We start from the raw sequence: 16,456 nt of genomic DNA, 5'->3' as shown, positions 1-16,456 counted from the left end.
AAGGATCGCCGCTGTGACCGCACCCGTGCTCGTGCTCGTCGACCACACCGTGGACGGAGCCGTCCGCGCCCCCGTCCGGGAGCTCCTCACGCTCGCCCGCGAGCTGTCGGGTGGCGCCGGGGTGCACGCCGCGTGGACCGTCGACGGCGTCGAGCCGTCGCCCGAGGTCGTCGCCGAGCTCGCCGCGCTGGGCGCCACGCACGTCCACCGGGTCGTCGCCGACGCGGACCCGCACCTGTCGGCCGTGCTCGCCGAGGCGCTCGCGTCGCTGCTCGACGCCACCGGTGCCGGGCTCCTGCTGCTGGTCTCCTCGTTCGAGAACAAGGAGGCCGCCGCGCGCCTCGCGGTCAGCACCGGAGCCGGGGTCGTCACCGATGCGGACGGTCTCGCGCTGGTCGACGGCCGGTACGTCGCCTCGAAGACCGTGTTCGCCGGCACCTGGACCACCTCGTGCGCGGTCACGGCGCCGCTGGCGGTCGTCGCGCTCAAGTCGAACTCGGTCGTGCCGTCGACGGTCGAGGGCGCACCCGCCCCGCAGATCGGCGAGCACACCGTCGCGGTCAGCGAGAAGGCCCGGCGGGTCACCCTGGTCGAGCGCGTCGAGCGGCCCGCGAGCGGTCGGCCGGACCTCGGCAGCGCGAGCATCGTCGTGGTCGGCGGACGCGGCACCGAGGGCGACTTCTCGGTCGTCGAGGAGCTGGCGGACGTGGTCGGCGGCGCGGTCGGCGCCACGCGCGTGGCCACCGACGAGGGCTGGATCGGGCACGACGCGCAGATCGGCCAGACGGGCGTCACCATCGCGCCGCGCCTCTACGTCGGGCTCGGCGTGTCCGGTGCCGTGCACCACCGCGGCGGCATGCAGGCGTCCGGCACGATCGTCGCGATCAACTCCGACCCCGACGCCCCGATCTTCGAGATCGCGGACTTCGGCGTCGTCGGCGACCTGTTCACGGTCGTGCCGCAGGCTGCCGCGGAGATCCGCCGCCTCAAGGGCTGACTCGTCCGTCSGGGTGGTCGGGTCGACGGAGCAACCGATCGCCGGACAGACCCTGTCCGGCTCCACTAGCGTGCTCGTCGGTCCCGGCTGACAGCACGCCGGGCAGGGGTGCCCGAGGAGTGCCGTGATCCGCTACCTGCCGTTCCTGATCGAGATCGCCCTGCTGGTCTACTGCCTCATCGACTGCATCCAGACCGACGTGCCGCGGAACCTGTCGAAGACCACCTGGGTGTTCGTCATCATCCTGCTGCCCGTCGTCGGCGGGATCGCGTGGCTCGTCGCGGGACGTCCCGAGCACCGGCCGCGGCGGAACGTGCCCTGGCCGACGACCCAGACCGCCGGGTTCCCCGAGTACGAGCGGCCGCGTCGCAGCTCCCCGGACGACGACCCGGAGTTCCTGGCCGGCATGCGCTCGTCGGACGACAAGCACGAGCAGATGCTCAAGGACTGGGAGGCGCAGCTGCGCGACCGGGAGAGCAGGCTCGAGTCGGACGAGAAGCGGGACCCGGCCTGACCCCTCGACCGGGCGGATAATCCGGCCATGAGGCAGCGCGTCGACATGGCGGCGGTCGAGCTCGAGGAGCTCGACGGCGGCGAGACGCGCCCCGAGGAGCCCGAGCGACGGCACCGATCACGCCGGTGGCTGCTCGTCCCTGCCGCGGTCGTCGTCGCGCTCCTCGGCACGCAGCTCGTCGTGGAGGCGCGCGAACGTGCCGCCGTCGCGGCGCTCGCGCAGGTGCCCGGCGTCGTCCGGCCCGTCGACGAGGACGTCCGGATCGTGTGGACGCAGGACGCCGGCGGGTCGGAGCTCTGGCCGGGGCTGCCCGGTGACGGGGTCCTCGTCGGCCTCCAGAGGACGAGCGACGGCTCGCAGGAGCTCGTCGCGGTCGACGAGCTGACCGGCGAGCCCCGCTGGACCACGCCGCTGGCGGATGCGCACGTCGACCATGCCGACGAGGGGTTCAGCCCGGTCGGCGGCTGCCTTCCCGAGCCGGGCGGCACCGGTCGGGTCGTGTGCCTGGTGACGGACGCGTACCTGTCCTTCCGGGAGAACGAGAACGTGCTCGTCCCGTCGGAGACGAGCCGGGTCGTCGTCGCGGACCTCGCGGACGGCTCGGTCGTGGCCGATCGGGAGGCGCCGGGCGCGGTGGCCTTCGCGGTGCTCCCGGGTGCCGTCGCTGTCGCGGTCTCCCGGCCCGACGGCACGCTCGTCGTCACGGCGGCCGACGTGCTGACGGGACGGGAGCGGTGGCAGTCCGTCGTGCCGTCCGCCGGTGACGAGCCCGACGCCAATGGCTACGTCGACCGGTCCACGGCGCTGGTGCGTGCGGGGGACGGGATCGCGGTCGTGACGGCCGAGCGCCGGATCACGCTGCTCGACGGTGCCGGTGGGTCGGTGCTCAGCCGCGTCGACGCGAGCGACGGGTTCGCGGCGGACCCGGAGCAGGGCACCGTGGCCGCCTTCGCGGTGGACGACGTGGGCCGCGACTCGACCACCCTCCTCGGAGGTGGCGGTCCGGAGCTCGTCCTGCCCGGACGGCTCGCGCGGGTGTCCGCCGACGACGGCAGCGTCCCCGGCCTGGTCCTCACGGTCGGCTCGAGGATCCACGCGTACGACCGGTCCACGGGCCGCGAGCGGTGGGACGTCGGGCACGGGCTGTCGGGTGCGGCGCTCGTGGTGCGCGGGCGGGTGTACCTGAGCACGCCGGACGGGGTCGTGGCGGTCGACGGCAGCACCGGCGAGGAGCTCTGGCGGGCTCCGGTCCTGCCCGGACGGTCGATGGGCAACCTGGTGACCGACGGGCAGCACGTGCTGAGCGCGCAGCAGCGCCCTGACGAGCCGGGCACGGTGACGGCGCTCAACGACTGGCCGGGCGTCGGTGAGCTCGTCGCCTACCGGTTCGACGACGGCGGCGAGGACTGGCGCGTCGACCTGCCCGGGACGCTGCTCGGCGTGGAGTCCGTGGGGCACACCCTCGTCGGCTGGGGGAGCGGCGTGGCGGTCCTGGGCTGAGGCTTCAGGACAGCTCGCGCAGCCAGCGCACCGTTGCGACGCCCTGCGCGGCCTGGAACCGGCGCAGGTTCGGGATCCCAAGGGGCGCGGGCTGCCGCGAGCTCCACGCGAAGTAGCCGGACAGCCCGGCGAGGCCCGCCCGCAGGTCGTCGTCGTGCACCCCGTCGGACACGGCGTGCGTCCGGAAGTTGGTCGCCGGGTCGCCGCCGCCCTGCAGCGCGACGCTCGGCAGCATGAACGCCAGGTCGAGCCACGGGGCACCGACGCTCGCGTGCGGCCAGTCGATGAGCCACACCCGGTGCTGGTGGTCCGGGTCGATCATGACGTTGTCGGCGCGCAGGTCCCCGTGCACGAGGGAGTCCCCGGCGCACACCCGCAGCGACTCCTGCTCCCAGCGGACCAGCCGCTCCTCGTTGTCCAGCGCCCAGCGGCCGACGTCACCGGCGAGGTCCGCGTACTCGCGCTTGGCGTCGGCGTCGAGCGTGTGCAGCTTGCGCCAGCCGGTGAAGTCCTCCGCCAGGAGGTCGTCCGTGCGCGGGAGGGCGTGGCCGGGCAGGGGCTCGGCATCTGCGAGCGCTCCCACGGCGTCGGCTACGGCGCGCAGGTCCTCGGGCCGCCACGGCAGCTCGGGAGAGCGTCCGTGCACCACCTCGAACCCGAGGATCACCCAGTCGCCGTCGTCGGACGACCACAGGAGCCGCGGCGCCGGGACCTGCGGGGGCAGGGCGTGGGCCACCCGCATCTCGGCGCGTGCCAGGTCGGGGGAGATGGGGTTCTGCTCACCGGAGACGGCCTTGACGAAGACGCCGCGCCCGTCGGCGAGCTCGAGCACGGCGGCGAACCCGGGGCTGAAACCGCTGGTCGCGCTGATCTCCGCGGTGACCTGAGCGCCCGCCAGCTCCGCGATCCGGGCTCGGACGTGCCGGGGGAGGTCGCGCCAGTCCAGCCGCTGGCCGCTGAAGGCGAGCGGGAGGGCAATGACGTCATCGGCACTCACGCGGCACATCCTGCCAGTTCGCGAGCGGCCCCCGGAGGGTGATCCCATACGCCGTGCGGTCGGGAGTTGTGGAGGTCGTTCGTAGACTGGAGCCGATGAGCGTGTATCTCGACCATGCGGCGACCACGCCCATGCTCCCGGAGGCCGCGCGGGTGCTCGCCGAGCAGCTCGTGCGCACCGGCAACCCCTCGTCCCTGCACGCGTCCGGACGTGCGGCCCGCCGCGTGGTCGAGGAGGCCCGCGAGCGGCTCGCCGCAGCCCTCGGCGCACGGCCCAGCGAGGTCGTGTGGACCTCCGGAGGAACCGAGGCGGACAACCTCGCGATCAAGGGGATGTTCTGGTCCCGACGGAACCAGGACAAGCAGCGCCGACGGCTGCTGGTGTCCGCCGTCGAGCACCACGCCGTGCTGGACCCCGCGTTCTGGATGGCCGAGCACGCCGGTGCGGAGCTGGTGCTCCTGCCGGTCGACGGCGACGGGGCGGTCGAGGTCGACGCGCTGCGCGAGGAGCTGGAGCGCAGCGGCGACCAGGTCGCGCTGATCTCGGTGATGTGGGCGAACAACGAGGTCGGCACCGTGCAGCCGCTCGACGACGTGGTGTCGCTCGCGCGCCGGTACGGGGTGCCCGTGCACGCCGACGCGGTGCAGGCGGTCGGTCAGGTGCCCGTCGACTTCGGCGCGTCGGGGCTCGACGCGATGACCGTCAGCGGGCACAAGGTGGGTGGCCCGGGCGGTGCCGGTGCTCTCCTGGCTCGTCGCGGGCTCGACCTGACGCCGGTCCTGCACGGCGGAGGGCAGGAGCGCGGCGTGCGGTCGGGCACGCTCGACGCGGCGCTGCTCGCGTCGTTCGGGTGGGCGGTCGAGCAGTCGGTCGCCGGTCGAGACCAGTTCGCCGCCCGCGTGGGAGCGCTCCGGGACACCCTCGTCGCCGGGGTGCAGGACGTCGTCCCCGACGCCGTGCTGCGCGGGCCGCGGGACACCTCGCGGCGGCTGCCCGCCAACGCCCACTTCACGTTCCCGGGCTGCGAGGGGGACTCGCTGCTGTACCTGCTCGACTCGGCCGGGATCGAGGCGTCGACCGGGTCGGCCTGCCAGGCGGGCGTGCCACGCCCCAGCCACGTCCTGCTGGCGATGGGGGTCGACGAGGTCGCCGCGCGCGGTGCGCTGCGGTTCAGCCTCGGGCACCCGTCGACCGCCGCCGACGTCGACGCGCTGCTCGCGGCCCTGCCGGGCGTCGTCGACCGCGCGCGCGCCGCCGGGCTCGCCACCGTCGGGGCGGTGACCTGATGCGCGTGCTTGCCGCCCTCTCGGGTGGCGTCGACTCCGCGGTCGCCGCGGCACGCGCGGTCGACGCCGGGCACGACGTCGTCGGCGTGCACATGGCCCTGTCCCGCACGCGCGACCAGTTCCGCACCGGCTCGCGCGGGTGCTGCTCGATCGAGGACGCCGGGGACGCCCGTCGCGCCGCTGACGTGCTGGGCATCCCGTACTACGTGTGGGACCTGTCCGAGCGGTTCGAGGAGACCGTGGTCGCGGACTTCGTCGCCGAGTACGAGGCCGGCCGCACCCCGAACCCGTGCGTGCGCTGCAACGAGCACATCAAGTTCGCGACGCTGCTGGACAAGGCCGTCGCCCTCGGGTTCGACGCCGTCTGCACCGGCCACTACGCCCGCATCGAGACGCGCGCCGACGGCACCCGGGAGCTGCACCGCGCGCGGGACCTGGCCAAGGACCAGTCCTACGTGCTCGCCGTGATGGGCCCCGAGCGCCTGGCGCGGTCGATGTTCCCGCTCGGCGACGTGGCCTCCAAGGAGGAGACCCGGGCCGAGGCCGCCGCGCGGGGGCTGTCCGTGTCCGCCAAGCCGGACTCCTACGACATCTGCTTCGTCGCCGACGGGGACACCCAGGGGTTCCTGCGCTCGCGGCTCGGCTCGCAGCCCGGGGAGATCGTCGACGGCTCCGGCGCCGTGCTCGGGCAGCACGACGGGGCGTACGCGTTCACCGTCGGGCAGCGCAAGGGTCTGTCGATCGGTCGGCCTGCTCCCGACGGCAAGCCCCGGTACGTGCTGTCGGTCGAGCCGGTCAACAACCGGGTCGTCGTCGGGTCCGCCGACGAGCTGGCCGTGCTGTCCGTCGAGGCCGACCGCGCGGTCTGGTTCGCCGGTGCGGACGGCACGTTCGCGTGCTCCCTGCAGGTCCGCGCGCACGGCGACGCGGTCCCGGCCCTGGCGACCGTGCGGGACGGCGTCGTCGAGATCGCGCTCTCCGAGGTCGGCGCTCTGCGAGGCGTCGCCCCGGGGCAGTCGGCCGTGCTCTACGACGGCACGCGCGTGCTCGGCCAGGCCACCGTGACCGCCGCACGCCGCGCCACGGCCGGCGTCGCCCGGTGAGCGCCGCACGACCGGGCGTCACGGGCACCGGGCCGTGGCCGGGTCTCGACGTGCTGGAGGCGCAGACCGTCGTCGTCGGTGACCTCGTCGACACCCCGTCCGAGGTGGCGGGTCTCCCGTTCACCGTGACGCTCGCCGAGCGCGGGCCCTGGGCCGACCGGGTCGGCCGAGCCGCCGCGCTGCTCGCGGAGCTGCCGACCGAGCTCGGGCCGCACGGCTGGAAGCTCGCCGACCGGCCCAGCCGTGACCTCGCCCGCGCCGAGGCCTACCTGCGCGAGGACGTGGACGCGCTCGCGGTCGCCGGGCACGGCTGGGCGGGACCGCTCGTCGTGCCCGTGCTGGGGCCGATGACGCTCGCCGCCTCCCTGTACCTCTCCCGCGGCGACCGCGTGGTCTCCGACGCGGGCGCCGTCCGCGAGCTCGCCGCGTCGCTCGCCGCCGGCCTGGCCGAGCACCTCGCCGCGATCCGTCGCTCGGTGCCCGGCGCGGAGCCCACCGTGCTGCTGCACKAGCCCCTGCTCGCCCAGGTCATGGCGGGCGTGCTGCCGTCGTTCTCGGGCTACTCCGCGCTGCGCTCCGTCCCCGGTCCCGTGGCCGCCGAGCGGATCGCCGAGGTGGCTCGCGCCCAGGCCGGGGCGCGCGTGGTCGTGCACGGCGGCACCGCCTGGACGTCGCTCGGCGCGATCCGTGCCGCCGAGGTCGACGGGTTCGCGCTCGCCGTGCCCGCGCTCGACGAGCGCAGCTGGGAGAAGGTCGCCGAGGTGGTCGAGGGCGGGCTCGCGTTCTGGCCCGAGCTCGCACCGCAGGCGTCGTCGCAGTGCGCCGGTCCGGACGTGGCCGGCCAGGCCGATACGCTCACCCGGCCGTGGCGGTCCGTGGGGCTGCCGATGGCGGGGCTGCGCGACGTCGTGCTCCTCGCCGGTGACATCACCGGGAAGGGCAGCCCGGACGACGCCCGCGCCGTGCTGGCCGGACTGGTCCGGGCCGCGCGGATCGTGGCCGAACGAGCGGAGGCATGACGTGGCTGCACAGCCGAGCGTGAAGCGCGCCCTGGCGCTGCTCGTCGGGTCCGGGGCGGCGATCGTCGGGATGGTGCTGCTCGTCATCTGCTACACCGGCATCGGCGTGACCAGCCTGACTGCCACGAAGGCCGACCCCGACCCCTGCGTCGAGGCCTACGCTGCCGGCACCGACTCCGCGTCGGTGCGCTACACCGTCGTCCCGCCGAAGGCCATCTGCACGTGGGACGTGGACGGTTCACCGACGGACGTCGTCGTGGCCGAGGCGTCGGTCCCGCTCTTCGTGACCGGTGCGGTGCTCGCGGTCGGGGGCGTGCTGGTGTGCGGGGTGCTGGTGGTCGGGCCGTGGCTGAGCCGACGGCGGTCGTCGACGACCTGACGGCGTGGACGGCGCCGGTGTGGGCGGCGCGCGAGAGGATGTGCGGGTGAGCGACGAAGCACCCGCGCCCGTGAGCGCGTCCGCCGAGACCGAGATCCCCGCGCAGGCCCGACACCGGTGGACCGAGCTGGCCGCCCTGATCGAGGCGGACCAGTTCGCCTACTACATCCGTGACGCGCCGGTGTCCTCGGACAAGCAGTACGACGAGCGGCTCCGGGAGCTGCAGGCGCTGGAGGACGAGCACCCGGGGCTGCGGACGCCGGACTCGCCGACGCAGCGGGTGGGTGGCACGTTCTCGACGGAGTTCGCGTCGGTCGCGCACGTCGAGCGGATGCTCTCCCTGGACAACGCGTTCTCCGACGAGGACATCACGACGTGGGCGGGCCGGCTGCACCGGGACCTCGAGTCGGACGCGAGCATCCACTACCTGTGCGAGCTGAAGATCGACGGGCTGGCCATCGCCCTGCTGTACGAGAAGGGGCGGCTGGTCCGGGCCGCGACCCGCGGGGACGGGCGCACCGGTGAGGACGTCACGCTGAACGTCCGGACCATCGCGACGATCCCCGACGTGCTCGCGGGGGACCCGGCGACCCACCCGGAGCGCATCGAGATCCGCGGTGAGGTGTTCCTGCCGGTCGCCGCGTTCGCCGAGCTCAACGCGACGCAGGTCGAGGCGGGCAAGAGCCCGTTCGCCAACCCGCGCAACGCGGCCGCGGGCTCGCTGCGGCAGAAGGACCCCCGGGTCACCGCCTCGCGGGACCTGCGGATGTACGCGCACGGCATCGGCGCGCTGGTCTGGGGTGCGGGGCAGGGGACCGGGATCGAGCGGCAGTCGCAGGTCTACGACCTGCTCGCGGGCTGGGGCGTCCCGGTCTCGGGGCACACGCGCATCGTCGAGGGTCTCGACGGGGTGCGCGAGATGATCGCGTACTACGGCGAGCACCGGCACGACGTCGAGCACGAGATCGACGGCATCGTGATGAAGGTCGACGAGATCGCGCTGCAGCGCCGGCTCGGGTCCACCAGCCGCGCGCCCCGGTGGGCGATCGCGTACAAGTACCCGCCCGAGGAGGTGAACACCAAGCTCCTCGACATCCGCGTGAACGTGGGGCGCACCGGCCGCGTGACCCCGTTCGGCGTGATGGAGCCGGTGTTCGTGTCGGGTTCGACGGTCGAGATGGCGACGCTGCACAACGCGAGCGAGGTGGCGCGCAAGGGTGTGCTCATCGGCGACACGGTGGTGCTGCGCAAGGCCGGCGACGTGATCCCGGAGATCGTCGGGCCCGTCGTGGACCTGCGCGACGGCACCGAGCGCGCGTTCGTGATGCCGACCGAGTGCCCCTCGTGCGGCACGCCGCTGGCGCCTGCCAAGGAGGGGGACGTCGACATCCGCTGCCCCAACCAGCGGTCCTGCCCGTCACAGCTGCGCGAGCGGCTGTTCCACGTCGCGTCGCGCGGGGCGTTCGACATCGAGGCGCTCGGCTGGGAGGCGGCCAGCGCGCTGCTGACCGCCGGCGTGGTCGCCGACGAGGGCGACCTGTTCGCGCTCGACGCGGACGCGCTGCGCAGGGTGCCGCTGTTCACGCTCTCGGCCCGCTCCAAGGTGGCCGGCGCGGTGCGCGAGGCCGGGGACCTCAACGCGACGGGTGCGGCTCTGCTGGGCAACCTGGAGAAGGCCAAGGAGGCGGCGCTCTGGCGTGTGATCGTGGCCCTGTCCATCCGGCACGTCGGTCCGACCGCCGCGCGGGCCCTCGCACAGCACTTCGCGTCGGTCCCGGCGATCGCCACCGCGACCGAGGAGGAGATCGGCGCTGCCGAGGGCGTCGGCCCGACGATCGCGGCGGCGGTGGTGGCCTGGTTCGAGCAGCCGGGTGAGGACGACAAGTGGCACGCGGCGATCGTCGAGAAGTGGGCCGCGGCCGGGGTCCGGATGCAGGAGGAGCGGGACGAGTCCGCGCCGCGCACGCTCGAAGGGCTGACGGTCGTGGTCACCGGCGGGCTGGAGCGGTTCAGCCGGGACGGTGCGAAGGAGGCGATCCTCGCGCGCGGCGGCAAGTCGGCGGGCAGCGTCTCCAAGAAGACGGACTACGTGGTGGTCGGGGAGAACGCCGGGTCGAAGGAGACCAAGGCGCGCGAGCTCGGGCTGCGGATCCTGGACGAGGCGGGCTTCGAGCGGCTGCTGGCGGAGGGGCCGGCGGGCGTCGGAGACAGCCCGGAGGTCGGCGAGGACGGCCCGGCKGACGCCGGGGTCGACGCTGCCGACGACGGCGAGGCCTGACGTGACGAGCGGTCGTCGGCCGGAGGTTTCGCTGTGACCGGTGCCGTGGTCCGGGTGGCGGTCGGAGCGCAGGTGGCCGATGCCGGGGCGCTCACCGCCGAGGCGTACCTGGCGGACCGCCTGCTCGACGCGGGCGACGCCTACGCCGACGAGCTGCGGGACGCCGAGCGGCGGGCGCGGGAGGCGACGCTGCTCGTCGCGCTGGTCCCGCCGGGGGAGGGCGACGGGGCGAACGACCGGGACGACGACCTGGTGGTGGTCGGCACGGTGACCCTCGCGCCCTACGGCACGTCCTACGCGGAGGTCGCGGAGCCGGGGGAGCTCGAGATCCGGATGCTCGCGGTCGCGCCCGAGGCCCGGCGTCGTGGCATCGCCGAGCTCCTGGTGTCCGCCGCGCTGCGCGAGGCGGTCGCCGGCGGTGCGACGCGGGTGGTGCTGTCGACGCTCGACTCGATGGAGGCCGCGCAGCGCCTGTACCGGCGGCTCGGGTTCGTGGCCGTCCCGGAGCGCGACTGGGGGCACGTCGAGGTGCACCTGCGCGTCCACGCGTGGACGGCGCCGGACGCGCCCGGTGCGCTGGTCGAGTCCGCGACGTGGCCGCCGGCACGGGTGGTCGACGTGGACGGCTGGCGCGTGGGGCTGTCGGGCGGGCTGACGCGACGGGCCAACAGCGTCCTGCCGCTGGGCACCCCGCCCGACGTCACGGCGACCCTCGACCGCGTCGAGGAGCTCTACGCCGAGCAGGGGCAGCCGTCGATCGTGCGCGTGTGCCGCGCGTCGCCGCGGGGCCTGGACGACCTGCTCGCGCTGCGCGACTACGAGGTCATGTCCCGGACCGACGTGCTGGTGCGCGAGCTCGACGGGCTCGAGCCTCGCCACGGCGCCGTCCGCACGGCCGCGGGACCGGTGCGGGTCGCCGTCGCGGACCGACCGGATGACGAGTGGCTCGAGGCGTGGTCCGGATCGAAGGCCCGCCTGCACGCCACCGGCGCCGCGGCCGAGGCCGACGACGCGAGCCTGCGGCTGGCCCGCAGCGTGCTCGGCGGTGCGCCCGCCGTCTACCTMACGGCGACGGACGCCACGGGACTGGTCGGCGTCATCCGGGCGGCGTTCGCCGAGGACTGGGTCGCGCTGTCGTGCCTCGTCGTCGCACCGGCCGCCCGCCGCCGCGGGCTCGGGCGGTACCTGACCGAGCGCGCGCTCGACGCGGGAGCGCAGCGCGGTGCTCGGCGGGCGTTCCTGCAGGTCGAGGCCGAGAACACCGCCGCGGGAGCCCTCTACACGGCTCTCGGTTTCCGGCCCGCCGAGCGGTACGTCTACCGCGAACGCCGCTAGCGCCGGCGCGACCGGGCGCACGCTCCCGCGGGACGTCGCTGTCGGACGCCCCCGTCCCGTCGGACCTCGACCCGTCCGACGGGACGTCAGCCCGTCCCGTCGGCGCTCGCCGGCGGGTCCAGCGCGCTGAGGAGCGCTCGCCTCGCCTCGTCCGTCCCACCCTGCGCCACAGGCAGGTCGAGGATCACGCGACCCGGGCGGTCGGAGAGCACGACGACCCGGTCCGCGAGCAGCAGCGCCTCGTCGACGTCGTGCGTCACCAGCACGACCGCGCGCCCGTGGCCCGCGAGGTCGAGGCTCGCGAGCCAGGCGTTCATGCGGCGCCGGGTGATCGCGTCGAGCGCGCCGAACGGCTCGTCCAGGAGCAGGACCGGGCGTCCGGGCAGGCAGGTGCGCAGCAGCGCGAGGCGCTGGCGCATCCCGCCCGACAGCTCGTGCGGCCAGGCACGCTCGAACCCTGCCAGACCGAACTCGTCGAACAGCTCCCGCGCGCGGGCCTCGGCGACGGCGCGGTCCTGGCCGGCGATCCGTGCGCCGACCAGGGCGTTCGGCAGTGCTCGCCGCCACGGCAGGAGCCCGTCCCGCTGCGGCATCCACGCCGCGGACATGGTGCTGGCCGTCGCGCCGGTCACCGCCGCCCCGGTCGGCGTCAGTCCCGCCAGGACGCGCAGCAGCGTCGACTTGCCGCAGCCGGAGGGTCCGACGACCGCGACGAACTCCCCGACGTCCACCCGCAGGTCGACGTCCTGCAGCGCGACGACGTCGCCGGGGAACGTCACGGTCAGCGCGGTGACCTCGAGCGCCGGGGCTGCCGTGGTCGGCGCCTCAGTCGACAGGGAGGTAGTCATCTGTCCACGCCGCGTCGGTGTCGAACCCCGCGTCGGCGAGGTCGTGGTCCTGCAGAAACCCGACGAAGTCGTCCCACACCGCCGCCTCCTGGACGCCCCAGTGCTCCGGGTCGTCGGTGTAGCGGGGGCCGAGCCACTGCGCGCTGAGTGCGAGCAGCTCCTCGTCGATCTCGGGGGCTGCCAAGTGGATCGCATCGGCGGCGGCCTGCGGCTCGGCGATGGCGTCCTCGTACCCGTGCGTGAGGGCGGCGAGGAAGTCGCGGACCAGCTCGGGGTCCTCGTCGAGGTGCTGCTGCGAGGTCGCGACCAGGGGCGTGTACCAGTCGGGGATGCAGTCGGTGTGGTCGATGAACGGGATCGTGGAGAAGTCCAGGCCGTCGATCTCGCCGAGCCGGATGGTGTCCCAGGCGTCGAACACCCAGGCGGTGTCGAACTGGTGCTCCGTCAGGCCGATCCGGAAGTCGTCGCTGGACAGCGGCGTCAGCTCGACGGCGTCCGGGTCGCCACCGTCGCACTCCACGAGCGTGCGGATGAGCGCCTCCTCGAGCTCCGAGCCGTACGACCCGTAGGAGTGCCCGGCCAGGTCGCGGGGCCGTTCCAGACCGGTCTCGGTCAGGGAGATCAGGCTCGACGTGTTGTGCTGGATGACGGTCGCCACCGAGACGACCTCGGCGCCCTGCTCCCGGGCGGGGACCAGACCCTCGGCCACGGAGAACGCGAAGTCGGCCTTCCCGGCCGCGAGCAGCTGCAGGCCGGACGTGTCCCCGGGCTCGACGATCGTCAGGTCGATCCCCGCGTCGGCGAAGTAGCCGCGCGACTGCGCGAGGTAGAGGCCGGAGTGGTTGGTGTTCGGCGTCCAGTCGAGGATGACGGACACGGGTCGCAGCGCGGGGTCGTCGGCGGCGACCGCGGTGCAGGCGGTGAGCAGCGAGAGGCTCGCGACAGCGGCGAGGAGACGTGTTCTCACGAGGAGGTCCTTCCAGGACGAGAGGGGAGCGACGGCCGCTGCCACGGCGTGGCGAGCCGCGCGAGGCCGTCGACGAGCAGGAACAGCAGGCCGGTGAGGACGGCCACGAGGGCGACGGCGACGAGGATCTGGTCGACCTCGTAGCCCTTGCGCGAGCGCTGGACGAAGACGCCCAGGCCGCTCTGGCCGGCGAGGTACTCGGCGACGACGGCAGCGCCGATCGCGTACGTCGCGGCGACGCGCAGGCCGCCGAGCGCACCGGGCACCGACGCGGGGAGCTGGACGAGCCAGAACTGGTGCCGGCGCGTGCCGCCCAGCCCGGCGACCATCTCGGCGTGCTCCGCGTCGACCGCGGCCATCGCGGTCACGGTGGCGACGAGCACCGGGAAGAACGCGGTGAGTGCGACGAGCACGACCTTGGGCAGCAGCCCGAACCCGGCCCACAGGATGAGCAGGGGCGCGAGCACCACCGTCGGCACGGTCTGGGTGAGCGTGACCAGCGGGTAGACCGTGTCCGACACCACCGGGAACGCCGCGATGAGCACGGCGAGCAGCAGCCCGACGACGGCCCCGACGAGCAGCCCGAGACCGGCCTCCGTCAGGGTCGTGGCGACGTCGGTGCCGAGCAGGGGCGCGACCTCGACGGCCGTGCGGGCGACCTGCGACGGCGGAGGCAGGACGAACGCCGGGAGGTCGGACACGCGCACCCCGACCTCCCAGCAGACGAGCAGCACGAGCCCGGCCACGGTCGGTGCGACGACGCGACGCCAGCGGCGCACGGCGTCAGGCCCGGAACTTGCCCACGAGGTCCTGGATCGTCGGACCGGCGTCGTCCTTGCCCTGCCCGACCTTGATCACGCTGGAGACGGCCGACGCGCCCGCCTGCACGGTGGCCTCGTGCACGGCGCGCAGCAGCGGCCAGATCTGGTCGGGCGTGCCCTGGAGGGTGGTGCCCATGGCGCCGACCTCGTACACGAGGCCGGACTGCTGGATGACGGCGATGGCGGCGTCGACGTAGGCGTACCGGTCGTCGTCGGTCCCGCTCGGGCGGGGAGAGACCTGGATCTGTGCAAGCACGGTGTTCCTCCGGGATGGTCGGACCGGGCACGCAGCACAGGTCCACCCGTCCGGGGACGACGACGACGGAGGCCCGGCGACGGCCGGGTGACCGCCCACGCCGCGCTCGGTGGCGCATCCCTCCGCTGGCATTACCCAGTTCAGGTTCTCGGGTCGACGTGCGCTGACACCGTGGTGTCGCGGCTCGTCCTCTCAGCCCGGCTGTCCCGAGCTCCCCTGCGTTGGCAGGACGAACCTACCCGGACCGGACGGGTGCGGCGGACCGCTTCTCACCCTGCGGTCGGTCAGCGGGCGGCCCAGAGCAGGCCGCGCTCGATGATCGTCCGCACGGCGGGCACCTCGAGGTCGGCCAGGAGGTGGCCGGGGGCGCAGACGAACACGCGTCCGGCGCCCCAGCGACGGGTCCAGACGGCGGGGGACGTGACGGGCCTGTGCCACGGGTCGTCCGGGCCGGGCGTGATCGTGGTCGTCGCCAGCACGTCGTTGAGCGGGTCGGTGAGCAGCCAGTACTGCTCGGAGCGCAGCGTGAAGTCGTGCACGCCCTCGACGATCGGGTGGTCGCCCGTGATGGCGATCGTGTGCTCGACCAGGGCGCCGCCGGGGTGGGCGGCGAACTGCGCGCCGACGAGCTGGAGGTAGTCCGTGGCGACCCGGAACGAGTCGACGATCCCGCCGTGCCAGCCGGCGAACCCGGTGCCGGCGGCGACGGCGGTGCGCAGGCCGCGCAGCTCGTCGGCCAGGATGTCGCCCATGGTCCAGCACTGGACCACGAGGTCGGTCGCGGCCATGAGGTCCGGGTCCGCGTAGGCCTCGAGCGAGCCCTCGACGACGACGTCGAAGTCGTGCTCGCGCAGGAACGGCACGAACAGGTCGACGGCTTCCTCGGGCGCGTGCCCGTCCCACCCGCCGCGGACGACGAGGGCTCGACGTTGCTCGGTCACGACGGGGTCTCCTAGCTGATCAGGGCGTCGATGGCGGCGGCGGACAGCACATGGTCGGAGGCCATCGCGCTCGCCCCGAGCACCCCGGCGCGTCCCTTGGTGCGCGACGCGACGATGCGCAGGTGCTGCGTGGCCAGGGGCAGGGACCGGCGGTACACGACCTCGCGGATGCCGGCGAGCAGGTGCTCCCCGGCCTCGGCCACGACGCCGCCGATCACGATGACGGACGGGTTCAGCATGCTCACGCACGCGGCGAGGACCTCGCCGATGTGCCGCCCCGCGGCGCGCACCTCGCGGCTGGCGTCGAGGTCCCCGGACCGTACGAGCGCGACGACGTCGGCGCTGGTCGCCGCGTTCGCCAGCGCGTTGGCGATGGCGGGTCCGCTGGCGACCGCCTCGAGGCAGCCGGTGTTGCCGCACCGGCAGGGCAGGTCGAGCCCGCCCGGGACGGCGATGTGCCCGAGGTCGCCCGCCGCCCCCTGGGCGCCGCGGCGGATCCGGCCGTCGGAGATGATCCCGGCGCCGATGCCCGTCGCCACCTTGACGAACAGCAGGTGGTCGACCTCGGGCCACTGCGACGTGTGCTCGCCGAGGGCCATGACGTTGACGTCGTTGTCCACGAGCACGGGGACGCGCAGCTTGCGGGACAGGAGCCCGGGCACGTCGGCGTCGTCCCAGCCCGGCATGATCGGCGGGTTGATCGGCCGTCCCGTCGAGTGCTCGACGGGGCCGGGCAGGCCCACCCCGACGCTGACCAGGTCGCTGAGCGGGCGTCCGGCGGTGCTGAGCAGCTCGAGGCCCAGCTCCACGACGCGGTCCAGCACGGGGCCGGGGCCCTCCGCGATCGCGATGGGCTCGTGGTGCTCGGCCAGCACCGTGCCCACCAGGTCCGTCAGCGCGAGGCGCGAGTGGGTGGCGCCGAGGTCCACGGCCAGCACGACGCGTGCGGCGGGGTTGAACGCGAAGGTGGCGGGCGGTCGGCCGCCGGTCGAGCTGGCTTCCCCGGCCGGTGAGACGAACCCGGAGGACAGCAGGAGGTCCACCCGGGCGGCGATGGTGGAACGCGCTTGCCCGGTGAGGGTGGCCAGGTCGGACCGGGTCCTCGGCTGGCGGTCACGGAGGAGCTGGAACATGTCCCCGGCGCCCGTCGGCCGAGGAGCGAACTTCAGTAGCTCGTCCATGCGCACAGTGAACCATTCCGCCTTCTGTAGGTCA

At 74.3% G+C, this 16,456-nt stretch carries 16 protein-coding genes; 9 read left to right on the top strand and 7 right to left on the bottom strand.

The window, feature by feature from the left end:
* The first annotated feature begins 13 nt into the window (after positions 1-13).
* From ACXJKF_RS15285 to ACXJKF_RS15275, 3 genes are all read left to right on the top strand, one after another.
* Positions 14-997, top strand: coding sequence for an electron transfer flavoprotein subunit alpha/FixB family protein (locus tag ACXJKF_RS15285; protein WP_456788564.1), 984 nt, complete (start codon positions 14-16; stop codon positions 995-997).
* A 124-nt stretch (positions 998-1,121) separates the two neighbouring features.
* Positions 1,122-1,511, top strand: coding sequence for a PLD nuclease N-terminal domain-containing protein (locus tag ACXJKF_RS15280; protein WP_456788563.1), 390 nt, complete (start codon positions 1,122-1,124; stop codon positions 1,509-1,511).
* Between the two features lie 27 nt (positions 1,512-1,538).
* Positions 1,539-3,011: an outer membrane protein assembly factor BamB family protein gene (locus tag ACXJKF_RS15275; protein ID WP_456788562.1), complete on the top strand. Its 1,473-nt coding sequence runs from the start codon at positions 1,539-1,541 to the stop codon at positions 3,009-3,011.
* Between the two features lie 4 nt (positions 3,012-3,015).
* Here ACXJKF_RS15275 and ACXJKF_RS15270 read toward each other — a convergent pair whose 3' ends face one another.
* Positions 3,016-4,017, bottom strand: coding sequence for a phosphotransferase family protein (locus tag ACXJKF_RS15270; RefSeq protein ID WP_456788561.1), 1,002 nt, complete (start codon positions 4,015-4,017; stop codon positions 3,016-3,018).
* An 86-nt stretch (positions 4,018-4,103) separates the two neighbouring features.
* On the opposite strand from ACXJKF_RS15270, the gene ACXJKF_RS15265 reads away from it, so the two are divergent.
* Genes ACXJKF_RS15265 through ACXJKF_RS15240 form a run of 6 tightly spaced genes read left to right on the top strand, consistent with a single transcriptional unit; the run spans position 4,104 to position 11,408 of the window.
* Positions 4,104-5,294, top strand: coding sequence for a cysteine desulfurase family protein (locus ACXJKF_RS15265; RefSeq protein WP_456788560.1), 1,191 nt, complete (start codon positions 4,104-4,106; stop codon positions 5,292-5,294).
* Positions 5,294-6,397: a tRNA 2-thiouridine(34) synthase MnmA gene (gene mnmA / locus ACXJKF_RS15260; protein ID WP_456788559.1), complete on the top strand. Its 1,104-nt coding sequence runs from the start codon at positions 5,294-5,296 to the stop codon at positions 6,395-6,397. Before ACXJKF_RS15265 ends, mnmA begins: the two co-directional genes overlap by 1 nt.
* Positions 6,394-7,416 (top strand): hypothetical protein, encoded by a 1,023-nt coding sequence (locus ACXJKF_RS15255; RefSeq protein WP_456788558.1) that lies wholly within the window; start codon positions 6,394-6,396, stop codon positions 7,414-7,416. The genes mnmA and ACXJKF_RS15255 overlap by 4 nt, the downstream gene beginning before the upstream one ends.
* 1 nt (position 7,417) lies before the next feature.
* On the top strand, positions 7,418-7,795 hold the full coding sequence (locus ACXJKF_RS15250; protein ID WP_456788557.1) for a hypothetical protein: 378 nt from the start codon (positions 7,418-7,420) through the stop codon (positions 7,793-7,795).
* A 46-nt stretch (positions 7,796-7,841) separates the two neighbouring features.
* Entirely contained in the window at positions 7,842-10,073 is a 2,232-nt protein-coding gene (ligA, locus tag ACXJKF_RS15245) for an NAD-dependent DNA ligase LigA (protein ID WP_456788556.1), read from the top strand.
* A 33-nt stretch (positions 10,074-10,106) separates the two neighbouring features.
* A complete protein-coding gene (locus tag ACXJKF_RS15240) occupies positions 10,107-11,408 on the top strand; it encodes a GNAT family N-acetyltransferase (protein WP_456788555.1) in 1,302 nt (433 codons plus the stop codon).
* A gap of 86 nt (positions 11,409-11,494) precedes the next feature.
* On the opposite strand, the gene ACXJKF_RS15235 is transcribed toward ACXJKF_RS15240, so the two are convergent.
* The 6 genes from ACXJKF_RS15235 to ACXJKF_RS15210 form a co-directional block, all read right to left on the bottom strand.
* Positions 11,495-12,256 carry an ABC transporter ATP-binding protein gene (locus ACXJKF_RS15235; RefSeq protein ID WP_456788554.1) on the bottom strand — a complete coding sequence of 254 codons (762 nt, stop codon included), beginning with the start codon at positions 12,254-12,256 and terminating at the stop codon, positions 11,495-11,497.
* Positions 12,234-13,223 carry an ABC transporter substrate-binding protein gene (locus ACXJKF_RS15230; protein WP_456788553.1) on the bottom strand — a complete coding sequence of 330 codons (990 nt, stop codon included), beginning with the start codon at positions 13,221-13,223 and terminating at the stop codon, positions 12,234-12,236. The genes ACXJKF_RS15235 and ACXJKF_RS15230 overlap by 23 nt, the downstream gene beginning before the upstream one ends.
* Positions 13,220-14,002 carry an ABC transporter permease gene (locus ACXJKF_RS15225; RefSeq protein WP_456788552.1) on the bottom strand — a complete coding sequence of 261 codons (783 nt, stop codon included), beginning with the start codon at positions 14,000-14,002 and terminating at the stop codon, positions 13,220-13,222. The genes ACXJKF_RS15230 and ACXJKF_RS15225 overlap by 4 nt, the downstream gene beginning before the upstream one ends.
* 4 nt (positions 14,003-14,006) lie before the next feature.
* The gene (locus ACXJKF_RS15220) at positions 14,007-14,300 is read right to left on the bottom strand and encodes a thiamine-binding protein (RefSeq protein WP_456788551.1); all 294 of its coding nucleotides are present in this window, start codon (positions 14,298-14,300) and stop codon (positions 14,007-14,009) included.
* A gap of 284 nt (positions 14,301-14,584) precedes the next feature.
* Positions 14,585-15,241 (bottom strand): ThuA domain-containing protein, encoded by a 657-nt coding sequence (locus tag ACXJKF_RS15215; RefSeq protein WP_456788550.1) that lies wholly within the window; start codon positions 15,239-15,241, stop codon positions 14,585-14,587.
* A gap of 11 nt (positions 15,242-15,252) precedes the next feature.
* Complete coding sequence (locus tag ACXJKF_RS15210) at positions 15,253-16,422, bottom strand: ROK family protein (RefSeq protein ID WP_456788549.1); 1,170 nt, start codon at positions 16,420-16,422, stop codon at positions 15,253-15,255.
* Positions 16,423-16,456: the final 34 nt, after the last annotated feature.

It is taken from the genome of Cellulomonas sp. P5_C5 (assembly GCF_054049655.1).
The sequence above is the reverse complement of the archived record's forward strand: the minus strand, read 5'-3'. Positions and strand labels throughout refer to the sequence as shown.

What these genes read in the sequence shown, in the direction of transcription:
- ACXJKF_RS15235 (WP_456788554.1), bottom strand. Translation starts at nt 12,256, where the DNA reads ATGACTACCTCCCTGTCGACTGAGGCGCCGACCACGGCAGCCCCGGCG.
- ACXJKF_RS15270 (WP_456788561.1), bottom strand. Translation starts at nt 4,017, where the DNA reads ATGTGCCGCGTGAGTGCCGATGACGTCATTGCCCTCCCGCTCGCCTTC.
- ACXJKF_RS15210 (WP_456788549.1), bottom strand. Translation starts at nt 16,422, where the DNA reads ATGGACGAGCTACTGAAGTTCGCTCCTCGGCCGACGGGCGCCGGGGAC.
- mnmA (WP_456788559.1), top strand. Translation starts at nt 5,294, where the DNA reads ATGCGCGTGCTTGCCGCCCTCTCGGGTGGCGTCGACTCCGCGGTCGCC.
- ACXJKF_RS15275 (WP_456788562.1), top strand. Translation starts at nt 1,539, where the DNA reads ATGAGGCAGCGCGTCGACATGGCGGCGGTCGAGCTCGAGGAGCTCGAC.
- ACXJKF_RS15265 (WP_456788560.1), top strand. Translation starts at nt 4,104, where the DNA reads ATGAGCGTGTATCTCGACCATGCGGCGACCACGCCCATGCTCCCGGAG.